Below are 20,883 nucleotides of genomic sequence, written 5' to 3' on the forward strand. Positions count from 1 at the left end.
GCCTCGGACCCGGCGTAACCGCAGGAGAACCGGGGCGTTTTAGCCTCGGGCCGCGCCTGGCCGCACCGGTGGGCGCGGGCGGCGGAAAGGAGTCGCAGGTGATGGAGGTCGGGACGGGCGCGGGAGCGCCGGCCGTTCGGCGTGTACGAGGGAAGACGCCCGTCGTCGTCCTGGCCGGGGACCTGCTGCGCACCGACCGCGCGAGCACCTTCGGGCTGGCGGCGCTGATCGCGTTGGGTGCGGTCCTGCCGGCCTCGCTCGCGGTGACGTCCGGCGTGCTCGCCGGCGCGCTGCTGGACTCCGGGCACCGGACCGCCCTGGCCGGGGAAGCCGTGGGCATGGCCGTGCTCCTGGCCGTGGTCTTCCTCCTGCTGCAGGTGGTGACGCCGGCGGCGCAGGCCGTCGCCGAGTCCCTGGGCCGGCGCCTGGACCGGTCGGTGTCCCGGCGCGTGATGACCGCGCTCGGCCGGCCGGCGGACATGGCACGGTTGGAGGCCCCCGAGACCACGGGGCTGGTCTCGGGCATCACCGGAGGATTCGCCGGAAGCTGCGCCCGGGACGCCGTGGTCGGCGTGGCCGGCATCGGCATCGTCCGCGGCGGAGCGGTCTGCGGCGCGCTGGTGCTCCTCGCCTACCGGTGGTGGGTCGCCGTGCTGCTGCTGGTCGCCTACGGGTACGCGATGGTCATCGTCTCCCGCAGCTACCAGGCGGCACTGGAGTCGGCCGAGGGCACTCCGGCGCTGATGCGCCGTGCGATGTACCTCAAGGACACGCTGTGCACGCCCGCCGCCGCCAAGGACGTGCGCACCTTCGGGCTCACGGACTGGCTGCTGGGCCGGTACACCGCCGAGTGGCGTGCGGCCATCGGACAGGCCCGCCGCGACCGTACCGGCGTCGGCCGAGTCAGCCTGCGCAGCGGCCTTGCCGTCCTGGCCGTCCAGGCTCTGACGTTCGTCCTGCTCGCCCGGGACATGATGGGCGGTGACCTGTCGATCGGCCGCTTCACCGCGTTCGCCGTGGCGAGCACCGGCCTCCTCGGGCTGAGCACCGTCACCCCGGACCTGCTGAACGTCGCGGTCGGCGGAACGATGCTCAGGGCCGTGGCCGAACTCGAGGAGGGGACCGGCGGGTGGGCGGGCCGGACCGGGTACGTGCCCGCCAGCTCCCTCGGCACGATCGTCTTCGAGGGGGTCGGCTTCCGCTACCCGGGGGCCGGCTCCTGGGTGCTGCGCGACCTCCACCTGACGATCCCGGCCGGTACGTCCCTGGCCGTCGTCGGTGTCAACGGCGCGGGAAAGACCACCCTCGTCAAGCTGCTCTGCGGCCTGTACCGGCCGACGGAGGGGCGCGTCCTGGTGGACGGGGTCGACCTGCGCGACGTCGACCCCGAGCAGTGGGCGCGGCGGTGCGCCGCCCTCTTCCAGGACTGGATCAGATGGAGCCTGCCGCTGCGCGACAACGTCGTGCTCGGCGCGCCCGAGCAGCCGGTGACCGACGAGGCGTTGGAGCGGACCGCCCACGCGGCCGGGCTGACGGAGGTCGTCGCCGGGCTGCCCGACGGGTGGTCGACCGTCCTCAGCCGGGAGTTCGGCGGCGTGGACCTGTCCGGTGGACAGTGGCAGCGCGTCGGACTCGCCCGCGCCCTGTGGGCACTCTCCGGCGGGGCCGGCGTCCTGCTCCTTGACGAGCCGTCCGCGGCGCTCGACGTACGGGGCGAGACCGAGCTGTACGACCAGCTGCTCTCCGCCGCCGCGGACAAGACGGTGGTCCTGATCTCCCACCGCTTCTCGACCGTCCGGCACGCCGACCGGATCGTCGTGCTCGACGGCGGTGCGGTCGTGGAACACGGGAGCCACTCCGCGCTCATGGCGGCGGACGGCCTCTACTCCCGCATGTTCCGTGTGCAGGCGGAGCGGTTCACGGCCGGAACGGAGATACGGTGATCCCCCTGCCCGGTCGGGCGCGCGGCCCCCTGCGCGCCTCCCTCGCCCTCTCCCTGGAAGCCGACCGCAGGGCGACGCTCCTCACCTTCCTCACCTTCGGAGTGCGGCCGACTGTCCTGATCCTCGTCTTCTACCTGGTCAAGGTCGTCGTCGACGCGGCCGTCGCCCATGACACGGCGACCCTCACCGCCGCCGTCGCCTGCATCGCCCTAGCCTGCGCGCTGGCCGTCGGCAGCGTCACGTACTCCATCGAACAGTCCGTCCGCATGATCGAGGGGACCGCGGCGGTCGCCGACCGGCGGCTGATGGCCCTCGCCGGCCGGCTGCCGGGCGTCTCGCACCTCGAAGACCCCGAGATCCGCGACCAGATCGAAGTCCTGCGCCAGGAACGCGTCCACCTCTCCGAGGGCGGGGACGCCCTCTCGCTGGTGCTCGGCGCGACGGTCCGCGCCCTGGTCACCGGCATCATCCTGGCGATGATCCAGCCGGTGCTGCTGCTGCTGCCGCTGCTCGCGGTGCCGCCCCTGCTGGCGACCCGGCGCGCTCAGCGGCGCCGCGACGAGGCGGTGGGCCGGGCGGCCGGCACGGCCCGACTGGCCCGCCACCTGTTCGCCGTGGGCAGCTCACCCGTGGCCGCCAAGGAACTGCGGCTGTCCGGTGCGGGACCGTGGCTGCGCGCCCGTCACGCGACGGCCGCCGAGGAGGCGGACCGTGCGGTGACGCGTATCGTGTGGAGCAACCTCGTCGCCACGACCGCCGCCTCGGCCTTGTTCGCGGTGGGCTACTGCGCGGCCCTCCTCCTGGTGCTCTACCGATTCCGCCAAGGGCAGGTGACCCTCGGCGACGTGGTGCTCACCTTGGCGCTCGTCACCTCCGTCAGCACCCAACTCAGCCAGGCCGTACAGTTCTTCGGCTTCCTCCTGCAGACCCTCTCCGCCTCACGTCGCCTGCTGTGGCTGGAGGAGTACGCACGCCGCGCGGCGCGGAACGGAGGCGGACCCGCGCCCGCACCCCGACTGACGGACGGCGTCCGGCTCGACGACGTGGGATTCCGCTACGCTGGCAGCGACACCCGGGTCCTTGAGGACGTCGACCTGTTTCTGCCCGCCGGCAGCGTTGTCGCCGTCGTCGGCGCCAACGGCGCCGGCAAGTCCACACTGATCAAGCTCCTCGCCGGGCTCCACCGGCCCACCAGCGGCAGGATCACCGTGGACGGCACCGACCTCGCGGCCGTCGACCCCGACGCCTGGCACCGTCGCACCAGCGCCTGCTTCCAGGACTTCAGCCGCCTGGAGTTCTCCGTGCGCCACAGCGTGGGCGCCGGCTCACTGCCACACACCGACGACGACGCGCGCGTCACCCGGGCAGTGGACCAGGGAGGGGCGGCGGACATCGTCGCTGGCCTGCCCGACGGCCTCGACACCCGGCTGGGGAGATCCTTCGACGACGGCGTAGACCTGTCTGGCGGCGAATGGCAGCGAGTCGCGCTCGCCCGCGCCCGGATGCGCCCCGCCCCGTGTCTGCTCGTCCTCGACGAACCCACCGCGGCCATCGACCCCTTAGCCGAGGAAGCCCTGCTGTCTGCCTACGTCGCGGCCGCCCGGCAGACCGTCGCGGAGGCCGGGGGCATCACGCTGTTCGCCACCCACCGCTTGTCCACCGCACGGCTCGCCGACCTGATCGTCGTCGTCGACCGAGGGAGGATCGCCCAACTCGGGGTCCACGACCAGCTGATGGCCCAGCACGACGGCATCTACCGCGACCTCTACGAGAGGCAGTCCCGTGCCTACACGTGACGACACCGACCACGGCCCCGCCGCCCGCACCGGCCAATGGTTCCCCGCCACGCCCGCCACCAGCGGCCTCGGCGCACGCCTGCTGTGCCTGCCCTACGCGGGAGGATCCCCCGTCATGTACCGGGCCTGGAACGAGGCGTTCGCCGACACGGCCGACGTCCTGCCGCTCTGCCTGCCGGGACGGGCCCACCGGTGGGGCGAGCCCCTGGAGCACGACCTGCGGCGCATCGCCGACGACATCGCCGAGGCCGCCGCCCCGCTCCAGGACGACCGGCCCCTGGCGCTGTTCGGATACAGCCTGGGAGCACTCCTGGCGTTCGAGGTGGCACGCGGCCTGGCCCGGCGCGGCCGCCCCCCACTGCTCCTCGTCGTCGCCGCGTGCGCACCGCCCCGGGAGTGCGAGGACCTGCCCCCCAAGCACACACTGCCGGACGAGGAGTTCATCGACCTGCTGCGGGACATGGGCGCCACACCCCAGGCTGTCCTGGACAGCGAGGAGATGACCGCCCTGCTGCTGCCCATGCTGCGGGCCGACTTCGCGCTCTCCGACCGCTACCGCTACCGGCCGGAGCCCCCGCTCCCCACCCCCATCGTCGCCCTGGCCGGGCGGCACGACCCCGAGGCGGGACCCGCGGTCATGGCGGGCTGGGCCCGCGAGACCCGACTGCCGTTGCGCAGGCTCGACCTGGACGGCGGCCACCTGTTCATCGAAGAGGATCGGCCGACCGTCGTCGCGCTGGTGCGCTCCCTCCTCCGTACCGCCCTGACGCACGAGAACCGTTGAACCCATGAGGGAAGAGGAGGGAGAGGCGCTGATGGATGCTGGCTTCTCGGCACCGGACCGACACGAACCGCGAAGCGCACCGGACCGGCACGACCCGCGAGGCGTGGCCGAGGTGGCCCGCCGGCTCTGGACGAGTCTCCTGCTGGTGCCCGCGGTCGACGACGACGCACACTTCTTCGCCCTCGGTGGCCACTCGATGCTCGCCACCCGGCTGATGTCCCGGCTGCGCAAGGCGTTTGACGCCGATCTGCCCGCCGGACTCGTCTTCGAGCACCCGGTCTTCGCCGACTTCGTGACCCACACCGTCGCCGCGCTGAGCGGCGACTGGCGGTCAGTCCCGGCGGCGCCCCGCCCCTCGGGCCGCGTCACAGGCCCCGTCTCCCCCCAGCAGGAGCGGCTGCTGCGCATCGAGAACGCCCTGGGGCCCAGCCCCGTCCACAACATCGTCGTCCCCCTCGAACTGGCCGCGCCCGTCGACGCGTCCCTCCTGCGGTCTGCGCTCCACACGCTGCTGACCCGCCACGGCGCGCTGCGCCTGGCGTTTCCCCCGGCCGACAAGGGCCGAGGACACCAGCAGGTGATCGTCCCGCCGTGGACGCCCGACGACGTCGAGCTCGTGGAGCACCCGCCCGTGGGAACGTCCGCCCGGACCGAGGACGCCGCCGTCCGCAAGGCAGTACGCCGGGCCCATCTGCTGCCGTTCGACCTCACACGGGGCAACCTTCTGCGCGCCCAGGTGTTCCGCCGCCGCCACGCGCCCGATCTGCTCGTGCTCCACTTGCACCACCTGGCCGTCGACGGCGTGTCCCAGACGGTTCTGCTGGACGACCTCGCCGAGGCGTACACGCACCTGACCGCCGCCGGCCGCGCCCCGCACACCGCCGGCGACGCGCTCACCCACATCGACTACGCCCTGGAGCGCGGCGCCGAGGCCGGATCCGGCGCCCACTGGAGGCGCGTGGTGCACGACCTCGCCGCCGACCTGGCCGTCCAGCCGGAGCCCGCCCCGCGCGGTGTGCGCTACGCACGCCTCAGTGCGGAACTGGACGCCTCCGAGCTGCGGGCGCTGACCGGCTGGGCGGGGGCCGAGGCCGCCACCGACTTCGTCGCTGTCACCGCGGCCGTCGCCGCGGCGCTCGCCGGTTCCTCGGGCCGTCGCCGCATCGGCATCGGCACACTGCTCGACAACCGCGCGCACGCGGCCCACGAGCGCACGGTCGGGCCGTTCGCGAACAGCACGCTGCTCGCCGTGCCCGTGCCCGACGGGGCCACCCCCCGCACCGTCGTCCTCGCGGCCCGGGATCAGCTCGCCGAGGCACGCCGGTGGGCCGACACGCCGCTGGACGCCCTCATCGGCCCGCCCTGCGCCGCGCTGGGCCTCCACCCCGACGACCTGGTCGACGCGGTCGTCGCCCTGGACCGGCCCTACCGTGCCCCCACGGGTTCCACTCTCGGTCTGGCGCCGCTGTACGACCACGGCGGACCACTGGTGCGACCGGCCCTCGGTCCGCGCCTGGCCGTCACCCTTCTCGTCCAGGACACCGGCGCCCTGCGGATCACCGTCGAATGCGCCGAGGACGCCGGGGACACCAGAGGTGACGAAGGCCGCACCCGGCGGCCGGAGGCTGTGCTGCGGGCGGTCAGGGACATGCTCCGGCTGTTCGCCGTGTCGCCCGACGCCGCCCTGCCGCAGCCGGTCGCCTCCTCGGTGGTGCCGCGATGACCGTCACCACCTGGCTGCGCGCGAAGGACGGCACCGTCCGCGTCACGTTCGACGCCCTGGACCGGCCCACCGTCCACGCGCCCACCTGGGAGGCCGCCGCTTTCGGCCTCGGGTGGGCGACCGCCCGCCACCGCCGCTCGCAGATGGACCTGCTGCGCCGCCGCAGCCACGGACGGCTCGCCGAGGTCCTGGGCCCAGGGGCGGTGCCGGACGACGTACGGCAGCGGACCCTGGGGCTGGCGCAGGTGGCCCGAGCCTGCTGGGAAGGGCTTCCCCCGTCGCAGCGGCGCACCCTGGAGGCGTACGCGGACGGTGTCGACGCAGCCCCACGGGGCGCGGACGACGAGCCGTGGGCCCCATCGGACTGCGTCGCGGTCGCCCAGCAGCTGCTGCGGGAACTGTCGTCCGACGGGCAGGACGTCCGCATGGTCGAGGTCATGCGGCGCACGCTCCCGCCGGCTGTCGTCGCGTTCCTGCTCGACGGGCGGGACGAGTTCGCCGTCGGCATCGACGGCACCGTGCCCGACCCCTGCCGGTCCGCGCCGCCCGTCGCCGACCTGATGTCCCTCATGGCCGAACCTCCCGGGCCGCCCGGCCCCCTAGTGGTGGCCGACCGGCGCCCCGTCGGCAGCAACGCGTGGGCGGTCACCCAGGGGGGCACCGCCGTCCTCGCCAACGACATGCACCTGGAACTGACCAGCCCGTCGCTGATGTACGCGGCACGGCTCGTCGTGCGGGACGTCACCGTCGAAGGTGTGACCGTGCCCGGCCTGCCCTCGCTCGTCTCCGGCACCAACGGCAGGGTCGCCTGGGGCTTCACCCGGCTGCCGGCCGACACGTGCGAGCTGCGCGAGCTGACCCCGGGCGACACCCTCGGCACCTACCGGTACGGCGACGCGGAGGAGCCGTACACCGTCCGGCGGGAGCGCATCGCCGTCCGGGGCGCCGACGACGTGGAGGTGGACGTCCACGACACCCCGTGGGGCCCGGTCGTCGACACGCTGTGCGGCAGGCCCCTGGCGCTGAGCGGCAACCTCACCGACCCCGCCGCGCTCGACTTCGCCCTCACCGGACTGTACGAGGTCACCGATGTCACCGAGGCCGCCGACCTGCTCAACGACTGCGGCATGCCGCCCCTGAACGTCCTCCTCGCGGACGAGTCGGGCGACATCGCATGGACGGTAACCGGCCGCTACCCACGGCGCGCGGGCGGCCCGCGCGGCTTCTCCAACCCCGTCCTCGACCCCTGGCCGACGCCCCGCCTGGCACCGCGCGAGCTGCCCCGGCTGCTGACACCGTCGAGCGGATACGTGGTCAGCTGCAACCACGCTGACGCGCTCGGCCGTACCGAGGCACTCGGCTGGAACTTCTTCCCCGGCACCCGCGCCCGCCGGGCTGCCGCGACGCTCGCCACCGCGGGACCGCACGACGAGGCCCGCTCCGCCGCGCTCCAACTCGACCTGGACGCCGACCTGTACACGTACTACCGGGACCTGGCGCTGCGTCACCTGCCCGAGCGCGGCCCCGCCGTACTGGGTGCCCTGCGCGAAGAGGTCCTGGCATGGCGGGGCACCTCGCATCACGACGAGTACGGCTTCGCTCTGCTCGTCGTCTTCAGGGAGCTGTTGCGGGAGGAGCTGTTCGCCGCCCTCACCCGCCCGTGCCGGAGGTACGACGAGACGTTCACCTACTGCTACAACGGACACGAAGGCCCCCTCAGACGTCTGCTTGACGCCCTCGCGCCGGGACTGGTCCCCGCCCCCTGGTCGGGACCCGCCGCGTTCGTCGTCGGCATGCTCGGCAGCGCCAGAGCACTGCTCACCCGCCGCGGCGGCTCCACGGAACCCGTCCGCTGGGGCAGCGTCAACCTCCTCGCGCCGACCCCGCTCGGGGTCCCGCCGGTCACCGCCCGCCCGGCGGCGCACGAGACCGGGCTCTCGGGCTGCCCCGAGAGCCTGCGGGTCACCCAGCCCGACTTCGGAGCGGCGATGCGCCTGGTCGTCGCCCCCGCCCGGCCCGCCGACGGACTGCTGACCCTCCCCGGCAGCCCGTCAGGGACGGGCCCCGAGGACCTGGAGCATGTCATCCGGTGGGTGGGTGGACGGACCCATCCCCTCCGGCCGCCCGGGAACGGGGACGGAGGCGCGGACGGGCACGGGGGCGGGAACGGAGACGCGGGGCACCGCCCTGAGCCGTCGCGCACCCCTGAGGGGAGGACCCTGTGAGCACACCGGCCCGACCGTCGTCCCGCACGCTGAGCGACGTCCTGAGCCGCGCGGCGGAACGGTTCGCCGAACGCCCGGCGCTGATCGCGCCACCCGTCCGTCTCACGTACGACGAACTCGACCGCTGCGTCGACGCGCTCGCCGCCCGGATCCGCGCGGCCGGGGTACGGCCCGGCGACCGGGTCGGCCTGAGCGTGGCACGCGGCCCCCTGGCGCTGGTGGCGTCCGCCGCCCTGATGCGGGCCGGCTGTGCCTATGTGCCGCTCGACGCCCGGCACCCCTCCCGACGGCTGCGCCACATCGTCGGCAACGCCGGCCTCGAAGTGGCTGTCTGCGACGCGACGGGCCGGTCCACCCCCGAGGTCGCGGCGCTGAGCACGCTGTACGTCGACGGCGACGACCTGGCTCGCCGGCCCCGTACCGGCGGGTCCGGCGACGTGGGGCCCGGGCCGGGCTCCGTCGCGTACGTGATGTACACGTCCGGGTCCACCGGAGTGCCCAAGGGCGTGGCGGTGACCCACGCCAACGTCCTCGCGATGCTGGAGGACGCCCTGCCGCTGTTCGACTTCGCCGGACACGAGGTGTGGCCCCTGCAGCACGCCCACGGGTTCGACGTCAGTGTCTGGGAGATGTGGGCAGCCGTGGCGGTGGGTGCCACCCTGGTCGCCGTCCCGGACCCCGCTCAGTCGGATCCCGGGGCCCTGGCCGAACTGCTCCTGCGCCATCGCGCGACGCGGCTGCACATCGTGCCCAGCGTCTTCCACCACCTTGCCGAGGTCGTCGAGGAGGACGCGGTACGACTGCCGCTGCGCAGCGTCACCTTCTGCGGCGAGACGCTCAACTACCAGGCGATCCACACCTGGGAGCGGGCCCAACCAGGACCGGGGCCCGTCTGGTGCAACGTCTACGGCATCACCGAGACCACGGTCTACAACACGTTCAAACGGCTGACCCCCGACGAGGTGGCCCGCGCGGCACCGGCGACCCCCATCGGCGGGGCCTACCTCCACAGCCCCGCCGTGGTCCTGGACGAGGAACTGCGGCCGGTCGCCCCGGGCCGGACCGGTGAGATCCTCATCGGCGGCCGGCAGGTGGCCCTCGGCTACGTTGGCAACCCCGAGCTCACCGCCGAGCGTTTCGTCTCCCTCCCCGGTAGGACCGGCCGCTGGTACCGCACCGGAGACCTCGCCTGCGCCGATGCGGCAGGGCTCCTCCACTACGTCGGCCGCAAGGACGACCAGGTCAAGATCCGCGGCTTCCGCATCGAACTGGGCGAGATCGACCACGCACTGCGGGCGGTGCCCTGGATCGGCGACGCGGCCGCCGTCGTGCAGAGCACGGCCCGCGGCGAGCCCGTCCTCACCGCCTGTGTCGTGACGGAACACACCGACGGGCTCCTGGAGCGGTTGTGCCGGGAACTCGCCCCCGTCCTGCCGGAACACATGCTGCCCCGCCGCGTCGTACGCCGGGACCGGCTGCCGCTGAACACCAACGGCAAGACGGACCGGCGGGCCCTGGCCGAAGACCTTTCCCGAAGGAACTGACGATGCACGAGAACGCCCCACTGTCGTTCGGTCAGGAAGCGCTCTGGCTCGCCGAGGAACTCGTCCCGGGCCTCTCGGCGTACGTGATGCTCGCCGGCTGGGAGCTGACCGGCCCTCTCGACCCGGACACCCTGGAGCACGCCCTGGACGCGGTCGTCGACCGGCACGAGCTGCTGCGTTCCGCTCTGGCCCCGGTGGACGGGCGGCCCGTGCAGGCCGTTCGGAACTCCGCCCCGCTCGCGCTGCGCCGCGTCGACCTCCGGGACCGGACGCGGGAGGACCAGGACGCCGTCGCCGCCGACCTCATCGGCCTGCTGGCGCGGCCGTTCGACCTTGCGACACCGCCCCTGCTGCACGGCGTGCTGTTCCGGCGCGCTGCGGAGCGCTACACCCTGGCCGTGGTGACCCACCACATCGTCTGGGACGGTGGCTCGGACGTCCTGTTCCGGCGGGAGCTGTCCGAACTGTACGCCGCGAAGGTCGAGGGCAGGGAGCCGAAGCTTCCCGAACTGACGGCACAGTACGCGGACTACGCATGGTGGCAGCGCGAGGAGGCGGCGACAGCCCTGGACTCCGCCGTCGACCACTGGGCGCGGCGGCTGCGCGGTCTGCGGGCACCCGAGCTGCCCACCGACCGGCCGAGGCCCGCCCTGCGCCGGTTCACCGCCGAGTTCTTCCGCGTCTCGATCCCGGCAGACCTCTCCCGCGGCGTGGCAGACCTGGCGCGCACGGCCTCGGTCACCCCGTTCGCGGTGTTCCTCGCGGTCTTCGACGTGCTCCTCGCGCGGTGGACCGGTGAGCCGCGGGTCGTGGTGGGCACTCCCGTCTCAGGCCGGGACGAGCCAGAACTGGAGAACCTGCTGGGCTACTTCGTCAACTCCGTCGTCCTCGTGGCTGACTGCGCCCCCGACCAGACGCTCACCGCGCTGCTCGGCAGCGTCCGGGAGGAGCTCGCTGCCGCGTTCGCGCACGGGAACGCGCCCTTCCACCATGTGGTCGACCGCGTCAACCCGCCCCGTGACAGCGGCCGTCATCCGCTCTACCAGGTCGCCTTCCAGCTCGTCCCCGAGAGCGAGCCCCTGAACCTCCAGGGCGTGGAGGTGACGGAGGTGAGCGACCAGCTGCTGCCCCGGGACGGGGTCACCACCGAGTTCGACCTCTTGGCGGAGGTACGGGAAGCGGCGGACGGTGGCCACGTCCTCAGCCTGCGCTACGCCACCGAGCTGTTCGACGGCGACACCGCGGCCGGCGTCGCGCGGGCGTACGTCGAGCTGCTTGCCGCCGCCGTCGCCCACCCCGATGCCCCCCTCGCGCGGCTCGCGGAGGCGATGACGTCCCTTCCGGCCGCGCGGGCGGCGTGGCCCGCCGGGGACACGGCGGCGGGGCCGGCCCGGGAGGCGCGGACCGAGGGCGCACCTGCCGCTTCCCGTACGGAGCTGCACGTGCGCATAGCGGAGGTGTGGGCCCGCGTCCTCGGCCTGCCCGAAGTCGACTGCGCAGCCAACTTCTTCGCGATCGGCGGAAGTTCACTGCTCGGAGCGCAGTTGGTCCGCCGGCTCCGCGTGGAGCTCGGTCTTGACCTCACACTGATCGACCTATTCGAGAGCGAATCGGTGGACGGCCTCGTGGAATTCCTGAGCGACGCCTCCGCATCCCTCCCGCCCGTGTCCGCCGCGCGTCCGGTTCTGGAGCGCAGGATCCGGCCGGATCTCGCTCCGTTGTCTTTCGGTCAGCGGCGTCTGTGGTTTTTGCAGCAGGTGGAGGGGGTGGGGTCGGCTTACAACATTCCGGTGTGTCTGCGGTTGCGGGGTGGGGTGGATGTGGGGGCGTTGCGGGGGGCGTTGGGTGATGTGGCGGGGCGGCATGAGGTGTTGCGGACGGTGGTGGAGGTGGTGGATGGGGAGCCGTGTCAGCGGGTTCTGGGGGTGGGGGTTGTTCCGGTTCTGAGTGTGCGTTCGTGTGGTGTGGGTGAGTTGGCGGGTTTGGTGGGGGAGGCGGCGGGTTGGGTTTTTGATCTGTCGGTGGATGTGCCGGTGCGGGGGTGGTTGTTCGATGTGGGTGGGGGTGAGTGGGTTTTTGTTCTTGTGGTTCATCATATTGCGGCTGATGGGTGGTCGTTGGGGCCGTTGTTGCGGGATGTGGCGTTTGCTTATGGGGTGAGGTGTGCGGGGGGTGTGCCGGTGTGGGAGGAGGAGTTGCCGGTGCAGTATGGGGATTTTGCTTTGTGGCAGGGTGAGTTGTTGGGTGGGGTGGGGGATCCGGGGAGTTTGGTGTCGGGTCAGTTGGGTTATTGGCGGGGGGTTTTGGAGGGGGTTCCTGAGGAGTTGGTGTTGCCGGTCGATCGGGGTCGGCCGGTGGTGGGGAGTTTTTTGGGTGGGTCGGTGGGGGTGGTGGTGGATGCGGGGGTTCATCGGGGTGTTATGGGGTTGGGGCGGGAGGGCGGGGCGAGTGTGTTCATGGTTTTGCAGGCAGGGTTGGGGGTGTTGTTGTCGAGGTTGGGTGCGGGGGTGGATATTCCGTTGGGGTGTCCGGTGGTGGGGCGTTCGGATGAGGGGTTGGAGGATCTTGTCGGTTTCTTTGTCAATACGTTGGTGATGCGGCTTGATGTGTCGGGGGATCCGAGTTTTCGGGAGTTGTTGGGGCGGGTTCGGGAGGTGAATCTGGGGGCGTTAGCGCATCAGGACGTGCCGTTCGATCTGTTGGTGGAGGAGTTGAATCCGCCCCGGTCGGCCTCCCGCAACCCCCTCTTCCAGGTCATGGCCGTCTTTCAGGACATGTCCACGGACCTGCCCTCCTTCGCCGGCCTCGAAGCCGCGCCAGAACCCGTCCCCACCGACCGTTCCAAGGTCGACCTGCTCTTCGACTTCAGCGAGCGCACGGACCCGGACGGCGAGCCCGCCGGAATCACCGGGGTGATCGACTACAGCGCCGACCTGTTCGACGAGACGACCGTCCGCCGCATGGCCGACCGGTTCGCCCGCGTACTGGAGCGGCTCGTCGCGGAACCGGACCTCCCGATCAGCCGGATCGAGCTGCTGGACACCGACGAGCGCGCGACCCTGAGCCGCTGGTCACACGGCTCCGCGGCGGACCAGGATGGGCCGGAGCCCCGGACACTGATCTCCCTCTTCGAGGACCAGGTGGCCCGGACGCCCCGCCGCACCGCTGTCGTGGCCGGCGGCGAGACGCTCGACTACGCGGAGCTGAACCGACGGGCCAACCGCCTGGCGCACCGGCTGATAGCGCGGGGCGCGGGTCCGGAGCGACTGGTGGCGCTCTGCCTGGAGCGGCACGCGGAACTGGTCGTGGCCGTGCTGGCGGTCCTGAAGACGGGCGCCGGCTATCTGCCACTGGACCCGCGGTACCCGTCCGTCCGGCTGGCCCGCATGCTCGACGACGCGCGGCCCGTCCTGACCCTGGCCACCGCTGCCACCGTCGACGCGCTCCCGCGAGGGGGGGCGGCCCCGCCCGTCCTGCTGCTGGACGGCCCAGCCACGGATCCGGCGGATGCCGACGCCGCGGAAGCCGGCCGACCGGACACGGATGCCAACCCCACCGATGCCACCCGGCGGGCCCCGCTGCGTCCCGCTCACCCCGCGTACGTCATCTACACCTCGGGTTCCACCGGTCGTCCCAAGGGCGTCGTAGTGCCCCACTCCTCCGCCGCCGAGCTGGCCGCGTGGGCGGCGCGCACCTTCGGCGAGCGGACGCTGGGCCGTGTGCTGTTCAGCACCTCGCTCAACTTCGACGTCTCCGCCTTCGAGCTCTTCGGCCCCCTCGTGTGCGGCGGCGCCATCGAGGTCCACGCCGACGTTCTCGCCCTCGCCGAGCGGGATCCAGGGGCCGCAGCCGCGACCCTGGTCAGCGGTGTGCCCTCGGCGCTGGAGCAACTGGTGACACACGGCAGGGTGCGGACCGTGGCCGACACCGTGGTGCTCGCGGGAGAGGGACTGTCCCGGTCGGCCGCCCGCAGGATCGCCTCAGGCCTCGGAGCCCGGCGGTTGTGGAACATCTACGGGCCCACCGAGGCGACCGTGTACGCCACCGCGTGGTCGACCACGGAGCCCGTCGACCAGGCGCCGCCCATCGGCGGACCGCTCGCCCACACCTCCGCGTACGTCCTCGACGGGCGACTCCGCATGGTGCCCACCGGCGTCGCGGGCGAGCTCTACATCGGGGGTTCGGGACTCGCCCGGGGCTATCTGGGCGCCCCCGCCCTGACCGCTGAACGCTTCGTGGCCTGCCCGTTCGGTCCCCCGGGCGCACGGATGTACCGCACCGGCGATCTCGTCCGCTGGAACGGCGCCGGACACCTGGAGTACCTCGGCCGCGTCGACCAGCAGGTGAAGGTCCGGGGCTTCCGCATCGAGCCGGCGGAGATCGAGGCCGCGCTCGAACAGCACCCCGAGGTGGCTCACGCCGCCGTCGTGGTGCGCGGGGAACGGGCCGACAACCAGCGGCTCGTCGCCTATGCCGTGCCCGGCCCCGGCCGCGCCGTCGACGGCCGCGAGCTGCGGGACCGGCTGCGCGCGGAACTGCCCGGTCACATGGTGCCCTCCGCGGTGGTGGTCCTGGACGCGCTGCCGCTCTTGCCGAACGGCAAGCTGGACCGGGCGGCCCTGCCCGCCCCCTCGCTGGCACAAGACGGAGGTGTCACCGCGGGCCCGCCGCCCCGCACCCCCCGGGAGACGGAGCTGTGCGGGCTCTTTGCCGAGGTCCTCGACATGCCCTCGGTCGGCAGGGACGGCAACTTCTTCGAGCTCGGCGGCCATTCCGTGCTCGCGATGCGCCTGATCGGCCGGGTCAGGGCCGCCCTCGGCGTCGAACTCAACGTCAGGGACGTGTTCGAGGCACCGACGCCCGCGAGACTGGCAGCACTCTCCGGGCCGTCGCCGGCTTCGCCAGGCCGGCCCAGGCCGCGTCTGCGCCCGATGCGGAACCCCCAGGAGAAGACCGGAACGGAAGGAGCCCAGCGATGATCCCGTTGTCTTTCGGTCAGCGGCGTCTGTGGTTTTTGCAGCAGGTGGAGGGGGTGGGGTCGGCTTACAACATTCCGGTGTGTCTGCGGTTGCGGGGTGGGGTGGATGTGGGGGCGTTGCGGGGGGCGTTGGGTGATGTGGCGGGGCGGCATGAGGTGTTGCGGACGGTGGTGGAGGTGGTGGATGGGGAGCCGTGTCAGCGGGTTCTGGGGGTGGGGGTTGTTCCGGTTCTGAGTGTGCGTTCGTGTGGTGTGGGTGAGTTGGCGGGTTTGGTGGGGGAGGCGGCGGGTTGGGTTTTTGATCTGTCGGTGGATGTGCCGGTGCGGGGGTGGTTGTTCGATGTGGGTGGGGGTGAGTGGGTTTTTGTTCTTGTGGTTCATCATATTGCGGCTGATGGGTGGTCGTTGGGGCCGTTGTTGCGGGATGTGGCGTTTGCTTATGGGGTGAGGTGTGCGGGGGGTGTGCCGGTGTGGGAGGAGGAGTTGCCGGTGCAGTATGGGGATTTTGCTTTGTGGCAGGGTGAGTTGTTGGGTGGGGTGGGGGATCCGGGGAGTTTGGTGTCGGGTCAGTTGGGTTATTGGCGGGGGGTTTTGGAGGGGGTTCCTGAGGAGTTGGTGTTGCCGGTCGATCGGGGTCGGCCGGTGGTGGGGAGTTTTTTGGGTGGGTCGGTGGGGGTGGTGGTGGATGCGGGGGTTCATCGGGGTGTTATGGGGTTGGGGCGGGAGGGCGGGGCGAGTGTGTTCATGGTTTTGCAGGCAGGGTTGGGGGTGTTGTTGTCGAGGTTGGGTGCGGGGGTGGATATTCCGTTGGGGTGTCCGGTGGTGGGGCGTTCGGATGAGGGGTTGGAGGATCTTGTCGGTTTCTTTGTCAATACGTTGGTGATGCGGCTTGATGTGTCGGGGGATCCGAGTTTTCGGGAGTTGTTGGGGCGGGTTCGGGAGGTGAATCTGGGGGCGTTAGCGCATCAGGACGTGCCGTTCGATCTGTTGGTGGAGGAGTTGAATCCGCCCCGGTCGGCCTCCCGCAACCCCCTCTTCCAGGTCATGTTCACCCTGCAGAACGGCATCTCCTCCACCGTCCGCTTCCCCGGCCTTGAGGTCACCGCCGAGGACGTCGCGGTACGCCAGGCCAAGTTCGACCTGACCTTCGCCCTGGAGGAGTCCTTCGGGCCCGACGGCGAACCCGCCGGAATCACCGGGGTGATCGACTACAGCGCCGACCTGTTCGACGAGACGACCGTCCGCCGCATGGCCGGCCAGTTCGCCCGCGTACTGGAGCAGCTCGTCGCCGACCCCGACGCGCCCGTCGGACAGGTGCGCGTGACCGGGCCCGAGGAGGAGCGGCTGCTGGAGCGCTGGTCCGGCGGACCCGCGTACCCCACCACCGCGCCCGTCGACCGCACTCTCCTCGACGTGTTCCAGGAACAGGTCCGCCGGGCGCCCGACGCCGTGGCCGTCAGCTGCGGCGCACACCGCCTCACCTACCGGGAACTGAACGCACGCGCCAACCGGCTAGCCCGTCATCTCATCGCCCTCGGCGCCGGACCTGAACGCATGCTGGTCGTCGCCCTGCCCCGTTCCACCGAACTCGTCGTGACACTGCTCGCCGTCCTCAAGACAGGCGCGGCCTACGTCCCCGTCGACACCGGATACCCCGCACGGCGGATCGCCCACGTGTTGGCGGACGCCGGCGCGCTGGTCCTCGTCACCACCGCGGAGACAGCCCGTGGCCTCCCCGGCGAGGACACCCCGCACCTCCTGCTCGACGCCGACAGGACACGGGCGGCCCTGGCCGGGTATCCGGACGGGGATGTGACCGACGCCGAACGCGTTGCCCCCCTGCGCGCCGACCACCCCGCCTATGCCATCCACACCTCAGGATCCACGGGTACGCCCAAGGGAGTAGTCGTCCCGCACAGCAACGTCCTGCGCCTGTTCACCTCCACCTCGCCCTGGTTCTCCTTCGGCCCGGACGACGTGTGGACCCTCTTCCACTCCTTCGCCTTCGACTTCTCCGTTTGGGAGCTGTGGGGACCCCTGCTCCACGGCGGCAGGCTGGTGGTCGTCCCGTACGAGACCAGCAGGTCCCCCCGAGAACTGCTGCGGCTCCTCGCCGACGAGGGCGTCACCGTGCTAAACCAGACCCCATCGGCCTTCCACCAGCTGATGCGGGCGGACGCGGAACAGCCCGAGGCGAGCCGGAACCTGCGCCTGAGGTACGTCGTCTTCGGCGGAGAGGCGCTGGATCCCGGACGGCTGGCCGACTGGTACACGCGATACGACGCGGACGCCCCCCGGCTGGTCAACATGTACGGCATCACCGAGACGACCGTGCACGTGACCGCCCTCCCTCTGGATGAGGGCCACACCCGCGGCGCGCGGCGCGGCCCGATCGGGCGCGGCATACCGGACCTGCGGGTGCACGTCCTGGACGAGCGCTTGCGGCGCAGCCCGATCGGTGTCGCGGGAGAACTGTACGTCTCCGGAGCGGGCCTGGCGCGCGGCTACCTCGACCGGCCGGGGCTGACGGCCGGACGCTTCGTCGCGGACCCGTACGGCGCACCGGGCACGCGCATGTACCGCACCGGTGACATCGCCCGCTGGCGGCCGGACGGCGGCCTCGAGTACCTGGGGCGCGCCGACGGCCAGATCAAACTCCGCGGGTTCCGGATCGAGCCTGCGGAGGTGGAGGCGGCCCTGCTCGACTGCGAGGGCGTCGAGCAGGCGGCGGTGATCCTGCGCGAGGACCGGCCGGGCGACCGGCGTCTCGTCGGGTACGCCGTCGGCCCCGAGGCGTCCCCCGAGGCGGAGGCGGAGCTGCGCCGGGAGGCGGCGCTGCGACTGCCCGAGCACATGGTGCCCTCCGCGTGCGTGGTGCTGCCCGCGTTGCCGCTCACCGAGAACGGCAAACTCGACAGGGCCGCGTTGCCCGCCCCCCGGAGCGCCGGCGCGACGGGACCGGTCGGCCGCACCGCGCGGACTCCGGCGGAGAAGCTGCTGTGTGAGCTGTTCGCCGAGGTGCTTGGAGTGGACGAAGTCGGCCCTGACCAGGGCTTCTTCGAGCTGGGCGGGCACTCCCTGCTGGCCGTGCGGCTGATCGAGCGGGTGCGCTCGGCACTGGACGCCGAGATCGGGATCGGCACCCTCTTCGCTGCGCCGACACCCGCCGCCCTCGGCCGTCGGCTGGGCCCGCGGCCGGCGGGGGAGGGAGCGCGGGGGGCCGTCTCGGACGCACTCGCCCCGCTCCTGCCGCTGCGTGCCGACGGAAGCAGGCCGCCGCTCTTCTGCGTCCACCCGGCCGCGGGCACCAGCTGGGTGTACGCGGGGCTCCTGGCCCACCTGGACCGCGAGCAACCGGTGTACGGACTTCAGGCGCCCGGGCTGATCCCGTCCGGTCGGACGCCCGGCAGTTTCGACGTACTCGTCACGGATTACCTCCGGCGTATGCGCGAGATCCAGCCACACGGTCCTTACCACCTTCTGGGCTGGTCCTTCGGCGGCATGGCCGCCCACGCCATGGCGGCCCGGCTCCGGGCCGAGGGCGAGGACGTGGCACTTCTGGCGCTCCTCGACGCGTACCCCGAGGGTAGCCGGAGCGGCGAGCCGCTCGCGCGGGACGACGTGATGGCCGCCCTGCTCGAGTCGCTCGGGCACCCCCAAGGCCGGTCGCGGAGCCCGGACCCGGCGCTGGCGGCGGCCTTCGGGCAGCAGTACAGCGCACTCGGGAAGCTCGTCGGCGACCCCATGGCCACGGTGGTGAGGGTCTTCACCGACCACTGCCGACTGGCCGCGGACTCCAGTCCGCCCCGGTTCGACGGCGACGCGCTCGTGTTCGCCGCCGACTGGGACGAAGGAACCGGCGGGGCCGCGCCGCCCGACCCGCTGGACTGGAACCGTCATGTGACCGGCGGGGTGGACGTGCACCGACTGCCCTACCGACACGGCGAGATGACGAGTCCCGGAGCGCTGGCCTCCATCGGGCCGGTCCTGGCGGCCCGCCTGGGGAACACTCCAGGACCCCGTGCCACGGAGAACACGACGACTGACGGAGGACTGCGATGCCCCAACCGTTCGAGGACATGAACGGCACCTACCTCGTGCTGTGCAACGAGGAGGGCCAGCACTCGCTGTGGCCGGCGGAGCTCGACGTACCGGGGGGCTGGGCCACCGTGCACGGCCCCGCGGCGTACGCGGCGTGCGTGGAGTACGTCGAGGAGCACTGGGTCGACATGCGTCCGCGCAGCCTGGCCGCGGCCATGGACCATCCCACGGAGTGAACGCGCGGGCGTCCGGGACGATCAGAAGGCGGAGACCGCCCCGGGCGCCCGCTCGCTCCGGCTGAACGCGCGGATGACGGCGGTCGTGCCGTGCCGCCGTACCGCCAGCCGCGCGAGGAGGGCGATGACGTCCTCGCAGCACTCGGGCGGAAGCACGGGAGAGGGCGCGCCCACACTCACCGCCAGGTCGTCGCTGTGGACCACCACCTCGACCAGACGAGTGAGGAGGAAGTCGTCGAGGGTCAGACTCCACATGCCGGGCAGGTCGACGACCCTGTCCGCGGGCTGCGCCGGGATCGCCTCGCGCAGCCGCTCCACCGCGTCGGCGACGCGCAGAGCGAGGACCTCCGGGCCCTCGGCCGCCGCCTGCTCACCTCTGGAGCGGATGCCAGCGTGCTCCCCGCCCTGCGGATCGGCGCCCCACCAGTCGTCGCGGGTGTAGTGGTCGAGCAGGTGGATGGGGCGGGCGTCGCCGACGGGCCGTACCAGCACCGGATCCACCAGCACGATGTTGCGCGAGAGATGTCCGCACAGGCCACCGACCCGGTATCCGGGTAGGACGCTCGGCTCGTCCCAGGCGGCGGCCACGGACGGTGACCGGATCACATCGGCGGCCGCGGCGGCCCAGCTCAGATACGCTTCTCGGATCATATCGTGGAGTGTAGGGCGGCGGCCGATGACGGCGGACGGGGGCTTTAGCGCGCCGCGGCACCGGAAGCATTGAGCGACTCCCAGCTCTGCCCCCCGAGCCGGCCCTGCATCGCGCGGGAGAAGAGGAGGTGGGTGGCAGGTTCCGGTGGCACCTGCAGATCGTCACGCAACCGTGCCGTGCAGAGGTCGTACCACCGGCGGACCTGATTGAGCTGACCGAGCTGGGCGTGCGTGAACATCAGCATGCGGTAGCTCTCCTCCTGGTACGGCTCGATGTCCAGGATCTGCCGACAGCGGCGCATCACGGAGAGCGGATCGCTGTCGTTGAGGCTTGTCTCCGCCAGTCGCTGGAGCACATAGAGGAATCGGCCACGCAGCCATTCCCTGTGCACATTCGCCCATTCCATCGTGGCCCCGGCCAGATAGTCGCCCCGGTAGAGTTCGGCGGCCTTGCGGTAGTGCTCGCTCGCCTCGGCCTGGGCGCCGACCGACTCTGCGCGATGGCCCCGGTCGACCAGGGAGTCGAAGACCTCGGAATCGACCCAGACACTTGTGGCCAGCAGGGAGTATCCGGCGTCCCGGGTCACCAGGCGCAGCGAGGTCGGGGACTGATCCCCCGCCGTCGTCTGATAGTTGGCCAGGACCCGCCGCAGCATATGGACCGCGACTTTCAGCGAACTCGAGTTCGCCGCGTCCTGGCTGTCCGGCCACAAGGCTTCTTGCAGCGCTTCCCGGGGCACGATGCTCCCCTGGCGCAGCAACAGGAACTGAAACAGATCGCGGGCTTTTCCTGCCTTCCAGCGCTGAACCGACTTGCCCTGGATGGTCAGATCGCAACGTCCGAGTGTGTGGACCGATATCGCGTTTTCCATCGAGCGAGACACTCCTCAGGGGGCATGCGAGACGAACAAGAGGGGCGGGACGCGTGCCGTCTGCATACGTTGGCAAATGGTGGGGTGTGT

General features: G+C 72.0%; 9 protein-coding genes and 2 pseudogenes. 9 read left to right on the forward strand and 2 right to left on the reverse strand.

The annotated features are described in order from the left end of the window. Window positions 1-101 precede the first annotated feature (101 nt). From ACQPZG_RS31370 to ACQPZG_RS31410, 9 genes and pseudogenes are all read left to right on the forward strand, one after another. Complete coding sequence (locus ACQPZG_RS31370) at window positions 102-1,943, forward strand: ABC transporter ATP-binding protein (protein WP_433549624.1); 1,842 nt, start codon at window positions 102-104, stop codon at window positions 1,941-1,943. Further along, window positions 1,940-3,739, forward strand: coding sequence for an ABC transporter ATP-binding protein (locus ACQPZG_RS31375; RefSeq protein ID WP_433549060.1), 1,800 nt, complete (start codon window positions 1,940-1,942; stop codon window positions 3,737-3,739). The genes ACQPZG_RS31370 and ACQPZG_RS31375 overlap by 4 nt, the downstream gene beginning before the upstream one ends. Then, window positions 3,726-4,523 carry a thioesterase II family protein gene (locus tag ACQPZG_RS31380; protein WP_433549061.1) on the forward strand — a complete coding sequence of 266 codons (798 nt, stop codon included), beginning with the start codon at window positions 3,726-3,728 and terminating at the stop codon, window positions 4,521-4,523. Before ACQPZG_RS31375 ends, ACQPZG_RS31380 begins: the two co-directional genes overlap by 14 nt. Window positions 4,524-4,527: 4 nt before the next feature. Beyond that, window positions 4,528-6,246, forward strand: a complete 1,719-nt coding sequence (locus tag ACQPZG_RS31385) for a condensation domain-containing protein (RefSeq protein ID WP_433549062.1) — start codon at window positions 4,528-4,530, stop codon at window positions 6,244-6,246. After that, on the forward strand, window positions 6,243-8,471 hold the full coding sequence (locus tag ACQPZG_RS31390; protein ID WP_433549063.1) for a penicillin acylase family protein: 2,229 nt from the start codon (window positions 6,243-6,245) through the stop codon (window positions 8,469-8,471). The genes ACQPZG_RS31385 and ACQPZG_RS31390 overlap by 4 nt, the downstream gene beginning before the upstream one ends. After that, window positions 8,468-10,015: an amino acid adenylation domain-containing protein gene (locus ACQPZG_RS31395; RefSeq protein WP_433549064.1), complete on the forward strand. Its 1,548-nt coding sequence runs from the start codon at window positions 8,468-8,470 to the stop codon at window positions 10,013-10,015. Before ACQPZG_RS31390 ends, ACQPZG_RS31395 begins: the two co-directional genes overlap by 4 nt. Before the next feature lie 2 nt (window positions 10,016-10,017). After that, window positions 10,018-14,382: pseudogene (locus tag ACQPZG_RS31400) on the forward strand (amino acid adenylation domain-containing protein); the annotation flags it as partial. A 69-nt stretch (window positions 14,383-14,451) separates the two neighbouring features. Then, window positions 14,452-19,076 (forward strand): annotated as a pseudogene (locus tag ACQPZG_RS31405) (amino acid adenylation domain-containing protein); the annotation flags it as partial. Continuing rightward, complete coding sequence (locus ACQPZG_RS31410) at window positions 19,052-19,270, forward strand: MbtH family protein (protein WP_433549065.1); 219 nt, start codon at window positions 19,052-19,054, stop codon at window positions 19,268-19,270. The pseudogene ACQPZG_RS31405 and the gene ACQPZG_RS31410, both read left to right, overlap by 25 nt. Before the next feature lie 21 nt (window positions 19,271-19,291). Here ACQPZG_RS31410 and ACQPZG_RS31415 read toward each other — a convergent pair whose 3' ends face one another. Beyond that, window positions 19,292-19,921, reverse strand: coding sequence for a maleylpyruvate isomerase N-terminal domain-containing protein (locus tag ACQPZG_RS31415; protein ID WP_433549066.1), 630 nt, complete (start codon window positions 19,919-19,921; stop codon window positions 19,292-19,294). A gap of 44 nt (window positions 19,922-19,965) precedes the next feature. Continuing rightward, window positions 19,966-20,793 (reverse strand): AfsR/SARP family transcriptional regulator, encoded by an 828-nt coding sequence (locus ACQPZG_RS31420; protein WP_433549067.1) that lies wholly within the window; start codon window positions 20,791-20,793, stop codon window positions 19,966-19,968. Window positions 20,794-20,883 lie beyond the last annotated feature (90 nt).

This window comes from Streptomyces sp. CA-294286, from assembly GCF_050947155.1.
Lineage (GTDB): Bacteria > Actinomycetota > Actinomycetes > Streptomycetales > Streptomycetaceae > Streptomyces.